Origin of the sequence: Actinoplanes derwentensis (assembly GCF_900104725.1) — a bacterium.
GTDB lineage: Bacteria > Actinomycetota > Actinomycetes > Mycobacteriales > Micromonosporaceae > Actinoplanes > Actinoplanes derwentensis.
Map to the genome: position 1 here is coordinate 4,340,218 of NZ_LT629758.1, position 17,983 is coordinate 4,358,200.

Annotated in this window: 16 protein-coding genes and 1 pseudogene; 10 read left to right on the forward strand and 7 right to left on the reverse strand. The window is 68.5% G+C overall.

Going from position 1 to position 17,983, the window contains the following annotated elements:
- Window positions 1-150 precede the first annotated feature (150 nt).
- The 4 genes from BLU81_RS19225 (at window position 151) to BLU81_RS19240 (ending at window position 3,436) form a co-directional block, all read left to right on the forward strand.
- Window positions 151-933: an SGNH/GDSL hydrolase family protein gene (locus tag BLU81_RS19225; RefSeq protein WP_092545943.1), complete on the forward strand. Its 783-nt coding sequence runs from the start codon at window positions 151-153 to the stop codon at window positions 931-933.
- A gap of 59 nt (window positions 934-992) precedes the next feature.
- On the forward strand, window positions 993-1,700 hold the full coding sequence (locus tag BLU81_RS19230) for a GNAT family N-acetyltransferase (protein ID WP_092545944.1): 708 nt from the start codon (window positions 993-995) through the stop codon (window positions 1,698-1,700).
- A 104-nt stretch (window positions 1,701-1,804) separates the two neighbouring features.
- Window positions 1,805-2,791 (forward strand): pectinesterase family protein, encoded by a 987-nt coding sequence (locus tag BLU81_RS19235; RefSeq protein ID WP_092545945.1) that lies wholly within the window; start codon window positions 1,805-1,807, stop codon window positions 2,789-2,791.
- A gap of 48 nt (window positions 2,792-2,839) precedes the next feature.
- Window positions 2,840-3,436, forward strand: a complete 597-nt coding sequence (locus BLU81_RS19240) for a dihydrofolate reductase family protein (RefSeq protein WP_092545946.1) — start codon at window positions 2,840-2,842, stop codon at window positions 3,434-3,436.
- A gap of 46 nt (window positions 3,437-3,482) precedes the next feature.
- Here the strand turns inward: BLU81_RS19240 and BLU81_RS19245 are convergent, their stop codons facing one another.
- Complete coding sequence (locus BLU81_RS19245) at window positions 3,483-5,504, reverse strand: DUF4153 domain-containing protein (protein WP_231954646.1); 2,022 nt, start codon at window positions 5,502-5,504, stop codon at window positions 3,483-3,485.
- 241 nt (window positions 5,505-5,745) lie between these two features.
- Here BLU81_RS19245 and BLU81_RS19250 point away from each other — a divergent pair, with 241 nt between their 5' ends.
- The 4 genes from BLU81_RS19250 to BLU81_RS19265 are packed head-to-tail and all read left to right on the forward strand — an operon-like array spanning window position 5,746 to window position 8,406.
- A complete protein-coding gene (locus BLU81_RS19250) occupies window positions 5,746-6,276 on the forward strand; it encodes a hydroxyethylthiazole kinase (RefSeq protein ID WP_269461108.1) in 531 nt (176 codons plus the stop codon).
- Window positions 6,228-6,956 carry an LLM class flavin-dependent oxidoreductase gene (locus BLU81_RS19255; RefSeq protein WP_197686288.1) on the forward strand — a complete coding sequence of 243 codons (729 nt, stop codon included), beginning with the start codon at window positions 6,228-6,230 and terminating at the stop codon, window positions 6,954-6,956. Before BLU81_RS19250 ends, BLU81_RS19255 begins: the two co-directional genes overlap by 49 nt.
- A complete protein-coding gene (locus BLU81_RS19260; RefSeq protein ID WP_092545948.1) occupies window positions 6,953-7,732 on the forward strand; it encodes a sulfurtransferase in 780 nt (259 codons plus the stop codon). Before BLU81_RS19255 ends, BLU81_RS19260 begins: the two co-directional genes overlap by 4 nt.
- On the forward strand, window positions 7,732-8,406 hold the full coding sequence (locus tag BLU81_RS19265) for a GntR family transcriptional regulator (protein WP_197686290.1): 675 nt from the start codon (window positions 7,732-7,734) through the stop codon (window positions 8,404-8,406). Before BLU81_RS19260 ends, BLU81_RS19265 begins: the two co-directional genes overlap by 1 nt.
- 428 nt (window positions 8,407-8,834) lie before the next feature.
- Here BLU81_RS19265 and BLU81_RS19270 read toward each other — a convergent pair whose 3' ends face one another.
- From BLU81_RS19270 to BLU81_RS51575, 4 genes and pseudogenes are all read right to left on the reverse strand, one after another.
- Complete coding sequence (locus BLU81_RS19270) at window positions 8,835-9,026, reverse strand: hypothetical protein (RefSeq protein WP_092545949.1); 192 nt, start codon at window positions 9,024-9,026, stop codon at window positions 8,835-8,837.
- Window positions 9,027-9,788: 762 nt separating this feature from the next.
- Window positions 9,789-10,421, reverse strand: coding sequence for a carbonic anhydrase (locus tag BLU81_RS19275; RefSeq protein ID WP_092545950.1), 633 nt, complete (start codon window positions 10,419-10,421; stop codon window positions 9,789-9,791).
- A gap of 11 nt (window positions 10,422-10,432) precedes the next feature.
- The gene (locus tag BLU81_RS52090; RefSeq protein WP_373873364.1) at window positions 10,433-10,864 is read right to left on the reverse strand and encodes a methyl-accepting chemotaxis protein; all 432 of its coding nucleotides are present in this window, start codon (window positions 10,862-10,864) and stop codon (window positions 10,433-10,435) included.
- 75 nt (window positions 10,865-10,939) lie between these two features.
- Window positions 10,940-11,998 (reverse strand): annotated as a pseudogene (locus BLU81_RS51575) (GAF domain-containing protein); the annotation flags it as partial.
- A gap of 211 nt (window positions 11,999-12,209) precedes the next feature.
- Here BLU81_RS51575 and BLU81_RS19285 point away from each other — a divergent pair.
- Window positions 12,210-13,427, forward strand: coding sequence for an oxygenase MpaB family protein (locus tag BLU81_RS19285; RefSeq protein ID WP_092545952.1), 1,218 nt, complete (start codon window positions 12,210-12,212; stop codon window positions 13,425-13,427).
- Here the strand turns inward: BLU81_RS19285 and BLU81_RS19290 are convergent.
- Window positions 13,424-14,539, reverse strand: a complete 1,116-nt coding sequence (locus BLU81_RS19290; RefSeq protein ID WP_092545953.1) for a TetR/AcrR family transcriptional regulator — start codon at window positions 14,537-14,539, stop codon at window positions 13,424-13,426. The genes BLU81_RS19285 and BLU81_RS19290 overlap by 4 nt on opposite strands.
- Before the next feature lie 137 nt (window positions 14,540-14,676).
- Between BLU81_RS19290 and BLU81_RS19295 the strand changes: the two genes are divergently transcribed.
- Entirely contained in the window at window positions 14,677-16,167 is a 1,491-nt protein-coding gene (locus BLU81_RS19295) for a multicopper oxidase family protein (RefSeq protein ID WP_197686293.1), read from the forward strand.
- Between the two features lie 687 nt (window positions 16,168-16,854).
- Here the strand turns inward: BLU81_RS19295 and BLU81_RS19305 are convergent.
- Complete coding sequence (locus BLU81_RS19305) at window positions 16,855-17,982, reverse strand: aromatic ring-hydroxylating oxygenase subunit alpha (RefSeq protein WP_092545955.1); 1,128 nt, start codon at window positions 17,980-17,982, stop codon at window positions 16,855-16,857.
- Window position 17,983: the final 1 nt, after the last annotated feature.

The window sequence follows — 17,983 nt, forward strand, 5'->3', positions numbered from 1 at the left end:
GGGTGAGGTGATCCGGGCCCTTCCGTCTCCCTGATTCAGGACGCAAACTCAGGATGCTATCCACCGGTAACAATAAATTCACGACGTTCTTTTTCTCACCCCTGAGTTCTAGCCTCCGGTATCCCCCAGCTACTCCCCCGGAGGCCCTCGGTGAGCAAGGCAACCGTCCTCGCCAGTCTCGTCAGCACGTCCGTTCTCTCTCTTGGGCTCGCCGGTCCGGCCCAAGCCGTCAGCGCCGTCGACTACGCCGCACTCGGTGACTCCTACTCGTCCGGTGTCGGTGCCAGCGGGCAGTCCGGTTCCTGCCTGCGCAGCACCAACGCCTACGGGCCGCTGTGGGCCGCGCAGAACAGTCCGGCGTCCTTCCAGTTCCTGGCATGCAGCGGCGCCACCACCGACGACGTCCGCAACACGCAGATCCCGGCGCTGAACAGTGGTGCCGATCTGATCAGCATCACCATCGGCGGCAACGACGCCGGGTTCGCGTCCACCCTGATCACCTGCTGGACCACCACCGACGCGAACTGCGCCGCCAAGGTCAACACGGGGAAGGCATACGTGGCGAACACGCTGCCGGGGAGACTAGACGCCACCTATGCCGCGATCAAGGCGAAGGCGCCGGGGGCACGGGTCGTGGTGCTGTCGTACCCGCTGATCTACGCCTCTCCGGCGACCGGGTGTGCGCTGAGCACGGCCAAGCAGGTCGCGATCAACGATGGGGCGCGGGTGCTGGACGAGAAGATCAAGGAGCGGGCGCAGGCGGCCGGGTTCGTCTACTCCGAGGTGCGGGACGACTTCTCGGGGCACGAGATCTGCTCGCCGGATCCCTACCTCAACGGGGTGACCCTGATTCCGGCGCAGAACTCCTACCACCCGAACAACAAGGGTTACGCCAACGGCTATCTCCCGGCGTTCCGCGGCTCGGCGGGATAGAACGTGGTGATCTTTCCACTGTAGAGTCGCCTTCCACGTCACGGGGAAGGCGGCTTGCCGTGGGAGAGATCTCGGTTCGGTTCCTTGAGGGAGAGTCGGACACCGGCATCCTGCGCAGGCTGTACGACACGGTGTTCACGCCGAGTTTCGTGGCCGCCGAGCGGGAGCCCTTCGAGCGGCTGACACGGGTGCTGTCCGCCGGTGAGCTGCGCGGCGCGGTGGCGGTGACGCCGGACGGCGAGCCGGTGGGCGCGCTGTTCCTGGAGTGGTTCTCCGACATCCGGGCCGCCCTGCTCTGCTACTTCGCCGTCCGGCCCGATCTTCGCGACCAGGGCATCGGCCGCCGTCTCGTCGCCGAGGCTGCGCCGCACTGGCGGACCGGACTCCGGCCACACGTCGTGTTCGCCGAGGCTGGCGACCCGCTCGTGCACGGCGGTGACGACGATCAGACCGGTGACGGCGACGCGCGGTTGCGGATGTACGCCGGGTTCGGCGCCCGCCGCCTGCCGATCCGCTACCTGATGCCCGAGCTGTCACCGGGCACCGGTCGCGCCTCCGACCTGCTGCTCCTGGTCGTCGAGTCGGACACCGAGGTGAGCCCGGCACCGGACCGGATCCGCGGCGGAGTCGTCGAGGGCTTCCTGGTGCGCTACTTCGCCCGGCAGGAGGGCCACGTCGCCCCCGGTGACGACAGCCGGCTCGCACAGCTCCTCGCGGAGTGCCGGGAAACCGAGTTCCTGCCGTTGCTGCCACTCGCCAGCCGATGACCAGCTAGCCGAGGCTATCGATGTTCTTCTATCATCGGAAAGCGCTTACCCACAGGTCGCATCCCCCTTGTCGCGACCTCGCGCTCTCCGAGAGGAAGTCCCCCATGGTGCGAACCGCTGCCGCCGCCGTGCTGGTCACGGCCGGACTGCTCGCCGTCCCCGAACCGGCGTTCGCCGCCACCTCGTTCACCGTGGCCACCGACGGGTCCGGGAACTACACCACCATCCAGGCCGCCGTCGCCGCGTCGTCGGCCAGCGGGGTGATCACCATCAAGGCCGGCACCTACTACGGGCAGGTGCAGATCCCGGCCAGCAAGTCCGGCATCACCCTGCAGGGCGCGACCGGCACCTCCGGCGACGTGATCATCACCGGGAACGTGCCGCAGTCGACCGGCGGGGTCACCGGCAGCGCCACCGTCTACAACCTGGCGCCGAACAGCACGATCAAAGGCTTGACCATGCAAAATACGTACGGCGCGGGCAGTCAGGCTCTTGCTCTCTACGCCGCCGGCGACCGGCAGGTCTACCGCAACGTCCAGATGAAGGGCTATCAGGACACCTTCCTGTCCTGGGGCGGCACCGGAACGTCGCAGATCCGGCAGTACGTCTACAAGTCCTATATCTCCGGCGCGGTCGACTTCATCTACGGCAACGGCGCGGTGGTCATCGACAGCACCACCATCGAATCGCTGAACATCGGCAGCAGCTCCAACAACGGCTACGTCACGGCGGCCGCCACCGACGACAGCAACCCCTACGGTTTCCTGATCACCCGTTCGGTGTTGAAGAGTGCGGCCGCCGCGCAGACCGTCGCCCTGGGCCGCTGCTGGCACGCCGGTAACGCCGCCGACGCCATCGGCCAGGTCCTGGTCCGTGACTCGACGATCGGCGGGCACATCCGGCAGGCCGGCGCCTGGCAGGACATGAGCGGCTGGTCGTGGCGTACCTGCCGGTTCAACGAGTACAACAACACCGGGGCCGGCGCGACCACCGGCACCTCGGACCGCCCGCAGATGAGCGCGTCGACGGCCGCGAACTACACCGCTCAGAAGTACCTGGCCGGCTCGGACGGATGGAATCCGGTGCAGTGACGCGATGATTTCCCGGGCCTCGGCTGGTCCATAAGCAGAGGAGGCATCATGGGACTGATTCACATCGATCTTTTCAGCACGCTCGACCTGGTCGCTCAGGCGCCGGGCAGGCCCGGTGAGGATCCGGAGGGCGGCTTCACCTTCGGCGGCTGGCAGGCGCCCCTGATGGACGAGGCGGTCGGCCGGTCCGTCATGGAGGGCATGCAGGGGCTGGACGCACTGTTGCTGGGCCGTAAGACGTACGACATCTGGGCCGCCTACTGGCCTCATCAGAACGACTCGATCGGGAAGCTCTTCAACAGTGTTCCGAAGTATGTGGCCTCGCGCGGCAACCCCGAGCTGAACTGGGCCGGTTCGACACTGCTCAAGGATGTGCGCGAGGTCCGGGACAGTCACGAGAACGTGCACGTGATCGGCAGTCTCGACTTCGCGCAGACGCTTCTCCGGGAGCGGCTCTTCGACCGGCTCACGCTGTGGCTCTACCCGATCATGCTCGGGGCCGGGAAGAAGGTGTTCGACGGTGGCGCGGTGCCGTCGAACCTGAGGCTGCTGGAGCCGCCGGTCGCCGGGTCCACCGGCGCGGTGATCCTGAAGTACGCGCTGGCCGACGGCGTGCCGGGCACCGGTGACATGACGGAGCAGTAGACCGCGGTGGTGCCCCGGGCCGTGCGGACGGCTCGGGGCACCGTACTCACCTGCGCGTCTTGGGCAGGTCGAACTGGTCGGCGGCGCGACAGTCCTTCTGGTTGCCGATCGACCCCGGCGGCAGCTTCGCCAGGGCGTCGCGGGCCTGCTGACGGCCGAGGTTCCACGCGTACCACGGGTCGGGGTCCTTGAGGTCCGCGGCGATCCAGCTCAGTGTGCACCGGCGTACCGGATCGGGCAGGTCGGCCAGTGCCGGGGTCGCGTCCGCGGACAGGGCCCGCAGGTACCAGGCGTCGATCTTGCCGGAACCCTGGTAACGGAGCGCGTTGCGACTGGCCACGTAGCCCTCCGGGTTGAGGACGGCGAGGCCGAGCAGCATCAGCACGGCGAGGCCCACGGTGGTTCCGGGGATCCATCTGCCCTGCCACTTGAGCCCGGCGAGCGCGATCATCACGAAGATCACGCCGAGCAGCAACTCCGAGGCCATCACGAAGATCCGCTCGCCGGTGAAGCTGTACACCCGCTGGTACGTCCACATCCGGGACAGCGCGGACGCCACGATGACGACACTCAGACCGCAGAGCAGACCCAGCAGTACACGCAGCAGCACCCGGTCTACCGGCTGATCCCGCTTCGCCCAGCGGGCCAGCCCGGCGATCAGCGCCAGCGACAGCAGCGTGACCGCCACCAACTGCCAGAAGCCGCTGCGGGCGTACTCCGCGTAGCTGAGCTTGGCTGTCTCCAGCACGTGCGTGCGGCCACCGAACAGCACGGTGAACTGCACCGCCACGAAACCGGCGAACAGCAGCACCAGGGCCGCTCCGGCCGGCGCCCATTCGAGCAGGCCGAACCGGCCCTTACCTTCGGTGTCCATGCTGGACAGTCTCGGCGGCGCGGTGAGTGTGTAGATGCCGGAGACGGCGAGCAGGCCACCGGTCACCGCCAGGAAGATCCACTGGAAGATCGAGCCGACCGCGAAATCGGGTACGGCGTCGTCCAGCAGCTTCGAGAACGCGACGTCGGCCGACGACAGCAGCGCGCCGAAGACCAGCAGCACCACGGCCGTCAATCCGGCCGAGAAGAGGATCCGGCCGGCGATACCCGGGGTGCGGCCCGCCTTCAAGTGCCTGCGGATCCACGGGATCCCGGCGAGCGCCGCCCACGGGGCCGCGAACAGGCTGAACAGGATCGACCTGACCCGGCGGCCGCCGACGATGGCCAGCGCGGTACAGCCGATCGCCCCGATCACACTGAACGTGACCAGCCACCACGCGTTCCGGAACGCCGGAATCAGCAGCAGTGCGAGCGCCGCCGTGGCCCAGCCGGCCCGGAACAGCCGCTCAGACCGTGGCAGGTCCGCAGACTTGCCGACACCGAACACGACACCGAGAGTCACCGTCAGCCAGGCGAGGAACCAGCCGATACCCACCCGGTCCAGCGGCAGGAAGACCAGGAAGCCGAGGGCGGCGGCCAGTACACCGGCCGGTGCCGCCCAGCCCTTGGCCTCTTTCGGGCCGGGCCAGTGCTTCTTGCGGAACGTCTGCCAGGTGGTGGGCGGTTGCTCGTAGGTGCCGAACGGGCGCGCCGGGTACTGCGGCGGCCCCTGTTGCGGCCCCTGCGGTTTCAAGGCCTGCGGGTTCAGCGGCGGGACGGCCGTGGCCGGTGCGGGCTTCGGGGTCGCGGCGACCGGAGCCGGAGTGGGGTCGGCCGGGACCGGCTCGGGATCGGCCGAAGCCGGCGGCTTGGCAACGGCGGCGGCCGGGTTGGCGACGGCGGCGGCCGACTTGGATTCGGCGGCGGCCGGCGTCGCGGTGGCCGGCTTGGGGTCGGCGGCCGGCTGGGTGACCGCCGGGACCATCGGTACGAACAGGGCGTATCCCCGCGTACCGGATGGGATCTGGACCGGGATCGCCCATGCCGTCTCACCGTCGGTGCCCGGCCAGACCATCGACGGGATCGCGTCGGTGGGCGGCATGACCAGCAGTTGGGGCACCGGCACGGGGATGTCTTTGTTCGTGTCCGGCGTGGTCTCCGCCGGCTCAGGCCGCTCGGGTGGCTGGTCAGCCACTGCACCCTCCTAGGTTGCTCGGTCCGCACACTGTAGGGCGTGCGCACGGCAATTTCTACGCTGGAACGGGTCCGTATCGCCGCGACGGCCGGAGGGATTGGCACGGATGCGGGAGGTCACCCCGACCGGCATCTCCTACCGATTTCCAAGAGATAGTGGGATTTGAGACCTGGGTCACCAGCGAAAACGCCTCGCGGTCCCTAAGCTCGCCTTCACTGTATGCAGCAGAAGCCGCCTCGGACTGGATCACCAGTTCCCGGCCCGGGCCAGCGCGGTGTGGATCAGCACGGCCGCGCTGATGAGCAGTGACGAGGAGTCGATCCGCACCGTCGCCCGGACCGCGCACGAGGCCGGCACGCCCTGGGTACTCGACCCGGTCGCGGTCGGCGCCGGAGCTTCCGGTTATGACGACTTCGTGCGCTCACTGCTGGAGTTCCGGCCGGCCGCGATCCGGGGCAACGCCAGTGAGCTGATCGCCCTGGCCGGTGGCGAGGCGACCGGCACGGGCGTGGAGACCACCGTCGACTCGTCCGAGGCGGTCGCCGGGTTCGCCGCCCGGATCGGCACGGTCGTCGCGGTCAGCGGGCCGGTCGACTACATCTCGGACGGGCAGCGGACCGTCGAGGTGCCGGGTGGGGACGTGCGGCTGACGCAGGTCACCGGTGCCGGTTGCGCCCTCGGTTCGCTCACCGCCGCCGTGATCTTCGCGGCGAGCACTTCCGGGTGCGGGGACCGCTCAGTGTGCCCCGGCCGCCGCAGGGCTATCCGGTGATCATCCAGGCCGGGGCCAGCGAGTCCGGCCGGAGTTTCGCCGGCCGCTGGGCCGACGTCGTCTTCTGCAGTCACGCGTCCCTCGAATCGGCGGTCGCGTTCTACACCGACGTGAAGGCCCGCGCCGCCGCCCACGGCCGCGACCCGGACCAGCTGAAGATCCTGCCGGCCGCGACCCCGGTGATCGGCCGGGACACCGCCGACGCGCTCGCCAAGCACGAGGCGTTCGCCGATCTGGTGTCGGTGGAGGCGGGACTGTCACGTCTTGCGTACCACGTCAATGTTGATCTGACTCAATACGACCTGGACGGGCCGTTGCCCCCGCTGGAGGAGGTCGGCGTCGAGGGCCATTATCGGGAGGTGGTCGAATACGCCGAGAAACATGACCTGACGGTCGGGCAGATCGGCCGGTGGTACGGCGCCCGCACCGAAGGCAGCATGGTCGGCTCGGCGAGCGGCATCGCCGACACCATCGAGCACTGGGTCGACGCCGGAGCCGCCGACGGTTTCGTCATCCAGGCCACCCACGTGCCCGGCTCGTTCGACGAGTTCGTCGCCGCAGTGGTGCCCGAACTGCAGCGGCGCGGCCGGTTCCGCACCGACTACGAGGGCACGACACTGCGCGACAACCTCGGACTGAAACGTCCCGGACGCGGCGAGCGGAAGGCCCGGCGCGCATGACCGGCCCGCTGGTCAGCGTGGCGTGGCTGCGGGACCACCGCGGTGAGGTGGTGCTGCTGGACGCTTCGATCGATCGTACGGCCGACGGCTTTGGCTCTGGATTTGCGGTCTTCACCGGGTCGCACCTGCCCGGAGCCCGCTTCGCGGACCTCTTCACCGGGTTCTCCGACCCGGACGCGCCGTTTCCCTTCACCATGCCGGCGGTGGGCGCGCTCCGGAAAACCGCAAGATCATTGGGGGTACGGGACGGCGCGCACGTGGTCGTCTACGACCGCAACGGCGGCGCGTGGGCGGCCCGGGTCTGGTGGCTTTTGCGGGTCCACGGCTTCGCGAGCGTCAGCGTGCTCGACGGCGGCCTGGCCGCGTGGACCGGTCCGATCGAAACCGGACTCCCGGCGGCACCGGCGGTCACCGGGGACTTGACTCTGCACGCGCCCGGACCGGTCACCGCCGACCTCACCGAAGTGGAACGGACCCCCGGCGACCGGCTGGTCTGCGCGCTGCGTACCGAACGGTTCGACGCCGGCCACATCCCCGGCAGTGTCAGCCTTCCGTACAACGGCCTGTTGTCCCCCGACGGCACCCTCGACCTGGACGCGGTCCGGTCCCGGGCCGCCGCGCTGTCGGTGGACGCCACCACCGTCGTCTACTGCGGCGGCGGCATCAACGCGGCCGGGCTGATCCTGGCCCTGGACACGGCGGGGCTGCCACTGCCCCGCCTCTACGACGGATCCCTCAGCGAATGGCGCGCCCACCGAGACATAGCATCCAGCTGATGAACGCACGGGACACCGTCTACCGGGAGCTGCTGGAACGGCTGACGCACGGCCGCTACCAGGGCGGTGAGCCGCTCATCCCGCAGGCACTGAGTGGGGAGTTCGACTTCTCGCGGACCCCGGTCCGCGAGACGCTCGCCCTGCTCGAACAGGACGGGCCGCTGGTCTCCGGCCGCCGCGGTTTCGAGATCCGGCGGCGCAGCGACGAGGAGATCATGGAGATCTTCGAGACGCGCGCCATCCTGGAGTCGTCCGCCGCCTACGCCGCCGCGACCCGCGCCACCCCCATCGACCTGGCCCGCCTGCAGGACCTGCACGACCGATCGCAGGCCACCACGGATCCGGCCGAGGTCCGCCGTCTCTTCAACCACTTCCACGAAGCGGTCCGCAACGCCGCCCACAACCGGACCATCAACACCCTGCTGCGTACGATCGAAGCCCAGGTCAAAGTGTCCGCCCCGTGGACCACACCGGGCGGCCCGCGAGAGTTCGGCCCCAGCTACCTCGAACACGCCGCGATCCTGCACGCCATCCGCACCGGCGACGCCCCCGCCGCCCGAACCGCGACCCTGACCCACAGCGCCCACGACCGCGACGTCCGGGTGAGCCAGCTGATCGTCCGGATGGCCGAGGACTTGAAGTCCCCCGACGCCACCGCCGCCGGCTGGCACTGACCCCGGCCCCTCGGCCGCTGGCCGTCTGCTTCTGCTTCTGCTTCTGCTTCTGCTTCTGCTTCTGCTTCTGCTTCTGCTTCTGCTTCTGCTTCTGCTTCTGCTTCTGCTTCTTGACATGATTGTTTCGGCAGGGCCTGGCTGCTTTCGTGATTGGCGGGTTCGGCATTTTGGCATGATCAGGTACTTACACTTTTCTGCCGGGGTTCGGGAGAATTCATGTATGAGCCAGCCAGCGCTTTTCAGCGTTGCCGGAATGCGCGACCGGACCAAGTCGCGGAACTATTCTCCGGAGCGCGATGAGTTTCGTCGTGATCATGAGAGGCGGCGCGCGTGGGGGCTTCAGCGCCGCCACGCGGAGAAACTTCGCCAGATCCGGGAACGTGACTCCATGCCCCTCTCCCGCGAGGATCGGGAGTGGCTGGCCTCTCTCACGCCACGAACTCCACCCGCATCTGAGCCGCCACAGAATCCGCCCGCAACCGCACCACCGCCACCGCCGGCTTCACCGGAACCTGAGCCCGCGCCGCTGGAGCCGGGACCAGCACCGGAGCCGGGACCAGAAGCGGAGCCGGGACCGGGACCTGAGCCGCTGGAGCCCGGACCGGGACCGGGACCCGCACCGCTGGAGCCCAGGCCAGGACCCTCGCCGCTGAAGCCGGGATCGGAGCCTTCGGCCTATGAAGCGGCAGGTTGTCCGCCGGTGACTGTGCTGCCGGTCTCGGTGCCTCAGTCCGAGGATGCCGATCGGGGACCGGCCGGCGCGGATCGGTGGGCACGGCTCATGCTCGCGCCGAGCGGGCCGCCGCCGGGACCGTTACTGCTTCGATCGGGCCGGGGTGGGTTTTCATTGAATGATTGTGGTGCCGGTCGCGGTGACACTCGGCGAGGTTCCCGGGGGCCGTGTCTGTGGTGGTCACCGTGCGATGGCCGAGGAACAAACCTGCCGTACTTTCTTGGATTCCAGATGCCCTGTGCGGGGATTCTCCAAAATGGTATTCCCGAAAGGAACCGGACGCTGCGGCAACCGCCATGAGATGACTCGCGGTCGGGGAATCGGCGTCGCCAGTGTTCCGGATCGCATCGTCAGAATTCGTCTCCCGGCGCCAGTGAGCCGAACAAATCGTCCCCATGGCGGTCGACCTTGGGAAGTCCTGCGCCGCGCCGAAACCGAAGCCGGACCGAGGGGAAACCGATCGCCCATGCCGGTGCCAACGTCGGGCGAAGGGCCTTGACCACACGCCATTGCGCCTGGCGGTGCAGCGGGTCAGGCGGCAACGGCAGCGGGCTGGTGGGATGGGTCCGGCAACCGACGAACCCATCCCACCAGCCATGGCCGTGCCGGGAGAGCGTTGCTGTCAGGCGGCCCAGGGCGGCGGAGCGGATCAGACTGCCAGCAGGCGGCGGACCGGGTGGGCCTCGCCGACCTCGCCGGAGGCGAGCGAATAGAACGTGGGGACCACGCTGACTCGGCCGGCGGTGATGGCGCGGTCGATCAGGACTGAGCGTTCGCGCAGCAGTTCGGCCGTGTAGCTGGCGTGCTGTTCGATGGTCTCGGCCAGGGTTTCGGCGCCGGCGATGCGGGCCCGGACGACGTCGGGGGCGATGTGCTCGACGATCTCCCGGATGGAGCCGGGCGGCACCTTACCCTCGTCGACCATGGCGATGGAGGCGGCTACCGCGCCGCAGCTGTCGTGGCCGAGGACCACGATGAGCGGCACGCCGAGGACTTCGACCGCGTATTCGATCGAACCGAGCACCGAGCCGTCGACCACGTGACCGGCGGTCCGGACCACGAACAGGTCACCCAGGCCCTGGTCGAAGAGGATCTCCGCCGGGACCCGGGAGTCAGCGCAGCCGAACACGATCGCGGAGGGGGCCTGCGAACCGATCAGTTCGGCCCGGCGGTGCGGGCCCCGGCGCAGGTCTGCGGAGGTCATGCCGGCGATGAACCGCGCGTTGCCTTCGCGGAGGACGGCCCAGGACGTGCTGGCGGCGGAACCGTTGATGTTCGACATATCTCTCCCGATCAGCTGATGATCGCGCCGGTGACTGCGACCTGCTCTTTGAGGACCACGTTGATGAGGCCCTGGGTTTCGTTGATCTTCTCGACGGCATGGTGGATCTGGGCCAGGGAGGCGACGACCGCGTCGACCCGCGACTGGATGGTGCTGACCCGCTCGCTGACTTCGGCGGTGGCGCGTTCGGTTTCGCCGGACAGTTCCTTGACCTCGCCGGCGACCACGGCGAAGCCCTTTCCGGCCTCGCCCGCGCGGGCCGCCTCGATGGTGGCGTTGAGGGCGAGCAGGTTGGTCTGGGCGGCGATCGACTGGATCGCCTTGACCACCTGGTTGATCTCCGCGCTCGCCTGGCCGAGCGCGGCCACCTGTTCGTTGGCCTCGACGGTCAGACGTTCGCCGGTCTGCGCGACGGCCGACGCGTCGGCGACGTTGCGCTCCACCTCACCGATGGATTCGAGGAGGGTGCGTCCTGCGGTGTTGAGTTGAGCCGCTGCGGTGAAGCGTTCGAGTGCCTGGCCGACAAGGAACGCGGTGTTGCGTAGTGCCGCCTCCCGGCCGGGGTACATGATCAGGGTCCGGGTGGCGAAGAAGTCCATCGTGCCGACGATCTGTCCAGCGACACGTATCGGCAGGCAGACGCCGGACTTAACCCCGGCGGCCTGTGCGGCTGGTCTCCGTACACAGTCGGTCAGTTCGCCGAGGTCTTCGACGAAGACCAGGTCGCCGCGCGCCCAGGCACGACCGGACAGACCGACGCCTTTGGCGAACGAGGCGGACATGGTGACGCGGCGGAACTCGGCGCCGGCGTCGCCGGATTCGAGGGCGAACCGGAGCACGTTGTCCTGTTCGTCCAGGGACCAGAACGATCCGTACTGCCAGTCGAAGTCGGCACGGATCGTCTCCAGCGCGGACCGCAGCGCGGCGTCGCGGCTCTTGGCCTCGGTCATCTGCCGGATCACGGTGGAGACGGCTTCGACGTCCTGTTCGGCCTTCTCCTGCTGGACGGCCTCGTGCAGGCGCACCAGGGCGGCCGACACCAGGACACCGACGGCGCGCAGGACGCCGAGCCGGCTCTCGGTCGGTTCCAGCTCCTCGAGGGAGAAGAAGTCCATCGTGCCGACGACCTGGTTCTTCTCGACGACCGGGAAACAGACGCCGCTCTTGACTCCGGCCTGCGTGGCCGAGGGTGCCCGTACACAATCGGTCAGGTCCGCAAGGTTCTTGACGAAGACCAGGTCCCGGCTGCGCCAGGCGCGACCGGACAGACCGACTCCTTCAGCGAACGAGGCCTCCAGGGTGACCCGGCGGAACTGGTCGGTGACGGTGCCGCTCTCCTGGGCGAACCGGAGCACTTTCGCGCCGGCGTCGAGCTGCCAGTAGGAGCCGTAGGCCCAGTGGAAACGGTCCCGGACCTGGGCGAGCGCGGTGCCGATGGCCTCCTCGGGCGACTTGCACGTCTCCATGGCGCGCACGATCGCGGTGACCGCTTCGACGTCCTCCCGAGCCTCGATCAACTGAGCGTTGAGCTGCTCTGACTCTCGCTTCCTACTGCCGAACACGCTGCTCCTTCTCATCGAGCAGCGGGGGGGTTGCCGCTCGTCTTGACCGCAGAAGTCGGCACGGCGCCCGTCGAGTTGAGGAAACCGGCGTGATGAAAACGCGCACCTTGCCGACCGCGACGACGGCCGCTATGTTAATGGAAAATCACACATCGATGAACGTGGAAATCTCCTCGCAACGCCGGAAAGAGCACTGGAAAGAGCCGACCGGGAAGCAGGTAAGCGAATGCCGAATCTCAGTAGGAGAAGCGTTCTGACCCTCGGTGCCGCGCTGGGGCTGGCGGGCGTGGCCGCCGACCCGGGGCGGGCGTGGGCGTGGTCGTCGGCCGGTTCGATAGCCGGCACCGACACGATCACCGACCCGTGGCAGGTCTGGGACGACGCCACCGACCCGCTGCTCGTCGCGATGCTGCGCGACGGGCAGATCCCGGCCGTCAACACCGCCTTCGACGGGTGGGTCGACAACGGTGATCCGCTGCCGTCCGGGGTGCCGGCCGCGCTCACCTCCTGGCTCCAGCAGCACAATCGGCTTCCGTCGTGGGCCGACCAGACCAAACTGAACCGGGCCGCCCAGTTCAACAAGCGCATGAGTCTCTACCTCTTCCTTCTGTACGGGCTGGGCAGCGGCATCATGAGCACCGTGATCCCGCGGGAGGCCCGCAACGTCTACTGGTCCGAGGGCGGCGCCGTGATGAAGTCACGCGCGGCCAAGACCTTCACCTATGGTTACGACCTGAGCGCCCTGGACGCCTTCCAGCCGACCGGGCACTTCGTGGTCACGTCCAACAAGACCCGCCTGACCCACGCGGCCGTGCGGCATCTGCTGCCCCAGTCGGCGCACTGGCGGGCGGTCACCGACGACCAGGACTTCATCCCGATCAGCAACGGCGACATCCTGATCACGTTCCACAGCCTGGGGACGTTCGTGCACGGCAAGCTGAAGTCCTGGGGCATCCGGATGTCGGCCGCCGAGGAGGAGGCGTTCCTGCACATGTGGCAGGTCGCGCTGCACCTGCTCGGGGTGCGCGACGACTTCATCCCGGCGACGTGGTCGGCCGCGCGGGAACAGTCCGCGTACGCGCTGACGCCGCTGCTCGCGCCCACCCCCGAGGGCATCGACCTGGCCGGTGTCCTGCTGAACCTGACGTCCGCGGTCGATCTGGGCGTGACCCGGGGGTTCCAGCGCGAGTTCGCCCGCTACCTGCTCGGCGACCAGGTCGGCGACTGGCTGCGACTGCCGCGCGACCTGGCGTCCCGGACGGTGATCGAGGTGGGCTGGCCGGCCTACGTCGCCTTCCGGGAGGGGCTGTCCCCGATCATCCCGACCACGTTCTCGCTGTTCGACCGGTTCATCCGCGGCCTGGCGATGCTGTTCCTGAACAACGGGACCTCGGCGACGTACACCCCGATCACCATCCCCACCGGTAACCGCGCCGGGACCTAGAAGTTCAAGGCGCCGACCGCCAAGGCGGTCACGGTGTCGCGGTGGCCAGGGGTGTCCTGCCAGCGCAGGGCTCGCCCGGCTTCCACCACCACCCCGAAATTCGCGTGTACGAGCAACCGCGCCTGGCGGGGGTCAAGTTCTGGGCGGGCCGCCCGGAGCTGCTGTTCCCAGACCGCGATGTACTCCCGCTGGGCCAGGATCAGCGGGCGCCGCAGACCGGCCGGCAGGCCACGGATCTCCGCTTCGGCGACACTGTTCAGCGCGTTGTGCTCGAAGCTGTAGGCGACGTACGCCGCGGTCAGCGTGGTGAGGGACGGATGCCGGTCGACGGCCTGGGACAACAGGCCCGCCGCCTGCAGACACGCGGCCACCAGGATGTCGATCTTGCCAGGGTAGTGCCGGTAGAGCGCCGACGGGGCCAGCCCCACCGCCTGCGCGATCTGGCCGTTGGTGACGGTGGCGAACCCGTCCCGGGCGAACAGCGGGATCGCCGCCGCCAGGATCTCAGCCCGCCGGGTCCGCGGCACCGGCGGGGCGGGCAACTCCACCAGGGCGGCACTGCCGTCCGCCGACGACGGATCGGTGGCCGCCACCCGCAGCGCCGACGCCAGCAGCATCTCCTCCAGACGGCGCTGGGCGATCGAGGTGTGGTGCATGGTGACCGAGCCGATCACGCCGAGCGCCGCCACCGCGCGCAGTCGCTCGCCGGGCGGCTGCAGCGTCGCGGCGACCCGGGACACCACCTGGTCGAACTTGGCCCGCAGCCGGCGCCGGTCGTCGCGTTCCAGGTAACGGGCCTCCCAGCGGTAGAGTCCACCGGACGCGCGATGGGCGACGGTGACCCGGGTCAGGGCGGCGAGCACACCGGCGGGCCCAGGGTCGGCGGTCGCCGCGACGAGACGGTCCACCATGACGTCGGCACAGCCGGCGAACAGCGCGTACTTGTTCGGGAAGTGCCGGTACAGCGCGGCGGCGCTGATGCCCACCGCGGCGGCGATCTCCTCCATCGAGGCCGCGTGGTAACCACGCTCGCTGAACACCTGGCCGGCCGCCTCGACGATGAGCTGCTTACGGTTGTGTGGTCGGGTGGCCGCGGTCGGCCCGGCAGTCATGCCGCCCAGTCAATCACAAGGTTTCCGGCGACCCGCCGACCGTGATCGACATCGCTCTCAGCGAATATTCAGATACATAAGCTTTAGATAGCTTTCCCTCAGCGAACTGCCATGGTCCACATTGAATCTCATCGACCATGACAGCTACCCGCAACAAACGGCTGAGCCGACGGCACGTGCTCGCCGGAGTGTTCGGTGCCGGCGCCATCGCGGCGCTGGCCCGGATCGGCAGCGGCACCTCCTTCGCCGAGGAGACCGCGACACCCCTGGTCGCCGCCACCGGCACCCTGCCGATCCCCGAGCAGTTGGTCGCCACCGAACAGGACGGTGTCTCGGTCTTCACCCTGGCCGCCGGCACCGGCACCAACACCACCCTGATCAGCGGTAAGGAGATCGAGATCGCCGGCTACAACGGCACCTTCCTCGGCCCCACCATGATCGTCAGCGACGGCGAGAAGGTCCGCTGGGACATCACCAACAACCTCGGCGACGAGACCACCGTGCACTGGCACGGCCTGCACATCGCCCCGTCGGCTGACGGCGGCCCGCAGAACATCATCGAGGACGGCGCCACCTGGTCCCCGGAGACCACCATCAACCAGGGTGAGGCCTGCACCCTCTGGTACCACCCGCACGGCCTCGGCACCACCGCCGAGCAGGTCACCCTCGGCCTCGCCGGGATGCTGATCGTCGACGACGGCTCCGCCGAGAACGCCGCCCTGCCGAACGACTACGGCGCCGACGACATCCCGATCATCATGCAGTCGGCCGCGATCACCAGCGCCGGGGCGTTCGCCACCACCAACAACAACTTCACCGCCGCAACGTCCACACTGAAGTTCCTGGTCAACGGGCACAGTGCGACAGACTCAACCCCCACCCTCACCATTTCGTACGGCCGGGCAAGGCTCCGTCTGCTCAACGCGTCGCTCACCGACAGCATCACACTGGCCCGCTCCGACGGCGGCACCCTCACGCAGGTGGCAAGCGACGCCGGCCTGCTATCCGTACCCCTCTCGGTGTCGACCTTGCGGTTGAGCCCCGGCGAACGAGCCGAGATCGTCGTCGACCTGACCGCCGCCGACACCGCCGTCACCTTGCGGGCCACGGTCCGCAACACCACCAACGGCACCCGCTACACCGTGTCGATGCTGGAGGTGACCAGCACCGCGACGACCGTGGCCGACACCCTGCCGACCGTCCTGAACACGATCCCCGCCCTCGACACGACGGGCGCGACCACCCGAACCTTCACCCTCAGCAACAGCGGCGCGTCCATGCTGATCAACGGCATCGCCGGCACCACGATGGACATCATGGACGCCAATGCGGTGATGACCACCCTTGGCGCCGTCGAACAGTGGACGATCACCAACAGCAGCACGAACATCTACCACAACTTCCACCTGCACGACGTGCCGTTCCAGGTGGTCTCGGTAGCCGGAGCGGCCCCCACCGGCGCCAACCTGGGCTGGCGCGACACCATCGAGATCGTCCCCGGAACCACGGTGGTGATCAGGATGCAGTTCACCGACTACGCCGACAACGAGTACATGTACATGCTGCACTGCCACAACATCATCCACGAGGACGACGGCATGATGCTGGGCCTGATGGTCATGTCCTGACCCCGGACAGACCGGCGGGGCGGTGCGGCGATCTTCCTGCCCCGCCCCGCCGCACTCCTCGTCGAGGCCGGCCCGCCGCCCCGAGACGTCGACGTCCTCGTCGTCGGGGACGCGGACGACGACGAACTGGCGGAGATAGCGACGAAGGCCGAGCGGCTGCTGGGCCGCGAAGTCAACATGCACCGTCTCTCCGCGGCGGCGTGGAACTCCACCACCACCGAGGATCCGTTCGTCATCTCAGTCCGAAGCCGCCCCCGCTTCCCGCTCGGAAATCCGGCGATCCGGTCATGAGGTGGCAACAGGGCCGCGCGACCATCGACGCGATGATCGCGCGGCGAGCTGGAACGTATCCCCTCCTCGACCAGTTGAGCCCTCTTCAACGGCGCCCGCCCCGCCAGCGCGCGGTCTCCCCTGCGGGTCCGCCAACCGGGGCAGCCTGTCGACGAGCCGGGTCAGGAAGTGGGGTTCTCGTACCCCCGCGGCGGCGTCGGTGCTGATCAGTTTCGGCCACTGAACCTGCTGGGCCTCGGCCACGACCGACTCCCCCGGTGGCGGGCTCCCGGCCCGCCGGAGGTAGCGCGTGAGCCACTCGGCGGGCAGCAGTGACTCGATCTTGTCGAGGGCCTCAGTGGCTGACTGTTCGGTCCCGTCGATCAGGCAGCACCCGCGCACCATGGTTGTGGAAGGTCAGGGCGGGGTGATGCCGAGGCGGGTGAGGACCCAGTCGTGGAAGGCGCCGATGTGGTGTTCGGAGGGGACCAGGACTCCGCCTCGGGCGTAGGCGCGGGAGTTCATCGCGGGCTGGCAGCGTTCGCACGCGTCGAAGTCCTGCACGTTGACGCGGTGGAACAGTTCGACCGAGCGGGACACGTCGCGGCCCGAGGTGACCACCTCGTTGGTGTAGAGCCAGTCGCATTCGACGATGGTGCGGTCGGCGGCGACCGGGTACATCCGGTGCAGGATGATGTGGTCGGGCACCAGGTTGACGAAGACCTGCGGTTTGATGGTGATCGCGTAATAGCGCCGGTCCTGGTCCTCGCTGAGGCCGGGGAGGGTGTCGAAACCAACGGATCCGTCGACGGTGAAGCCCTGGATCTCGGTGCCGAACTCGGCGCCGTGGCCGACGTAGTACTGGGCGGCATAACCGTCGGCGAACTCCGGCAGCACCTCGGTCAGCTCGGGATGGATCGTCGCGCAGTGGTAGCACTCCATGAAGTTCTCGACGATCAACTTCCAGTTCGCCTTCACGTCGTACGTGATCCGCCGGCCCACCTGGAGCGTGTCGATCTCGTACGAGTCGATCGCCGCGAGGGTGCCGAGTCGTTCGGTGACCGCGCCCATCACGTCGTCCTCGAACGATGGCGGCTCGTCGGCCAGGCACACCCACACGTAGCCGATCCATTCACGCAGATGCACATTGACGAGCCCGTACTCAACACGATCAACATCAGGCATCTTGGTCAAGTTTGGCGCCGCGATGAGCTTGCCGTCCAGACCATAGGTCCAGGCGTGGTACGGACATTGGAAAGCCCGTTTGGTCTCGCCGCTCTCCTCGGTGCACAGTTTCGCGCCCCGATGCCGGCAGATGTTCAGGAACGCCCGGAGCGAGCCGCCCTTGCCGCGGACGATGAGGACGCTCTCCCGGCCGACCTCGACCGACTTGAAGCTTCCGGGGTTCGGCAGCTCTGACGCGCGCACCGCGCAGAACCACATGTTCTCGAAGATCCGCGACTGTTCGAGGGCGAAGACCGCGGGATCGGTGTAGTAGTGGCCGGGCAGAGTGGGGATGAGGCTCGCGGGGAGGCTGGTGGTCACG